The sequence below is a fragment of the Paenibacillus apii genome (assembly GCF_011043685.1).
In the GTDB taxonomy this organism is placed as follows: domain Bacteria; phylum Bacillota; class Bacilli; order Paenibacillales; family Paenibacillaceae; genus Paenibacillus_AQ; species Paenibacillus_AQ sabinae.
On the sequence record NZ_JAAKGU010000035.1, the window covers coordinates 1 to 663 of the forward strand.

The window sequence follows — 663 nt, forward strand, 5'->3', positions numbered from 1 at the left end:
GATCCGCACAGACTCCAGCCACGGAATCCCCTTGGTTAATACGTGCTGCAGTATGTCCAGCAGGGATGTTCGAAGTTCACTTTCGTTACCGTACGAAAAGACTGGCTGATACCCCTGCTCCTGCATCCAGACCTGTATATCCCATATATAGTAGGGAGGATGGTAAAATAACCTGATCTTTTTACTGATTATATCGTCATCTTTATCAAAGATAATCATATATCGATAGGAGTCTATAACCTTGTAAAAGATTACACCCTTTTCCAAATTGCCTCCTTCAGCGGCAGGCAGAAGAGCATACCCGTGCTTTTCCAGAGGTTCCTTTAACACTTCCAGAATGACTTCATTCACTCTCCATTTCGTTTTGTTCCCATTGACCATAATGATTCCTTTTTCCTTTAGCATGCTGTCATCGAGCATATTGATGTAGTCAAAAGACATAAAGGTTAGGGTTTCCAACGCAAAAGCCTGCTTAAAATGATTAACCCCCTCCGGGTCCAAAGGATTGGATTTAAGTAAAGAATGTAAAAGGTTTAAGGATTCGCGGTTTGCGGCAAAAGGAACCCAGGCCTCCGTTTGTAATGGTTCAAGCTTCATTTTCTTCGGTTTCTCAAAGGGGATATCTATATGAACCTTAAGGACTCCGTCTTCCCAAAAGTCGGT

Annotated in this window: 1 protein-coding gene; it reads right to left on the minus strand. The window is 42.5% G+C overall.

The features are described from left to right. Positions 1 to 663: hypothetical protein (locus G5B47_RS25275; RefSeq protein ID WP_165104226.1), on the minus strand; the 663-nt coding region annotated here is incomplete at both ends.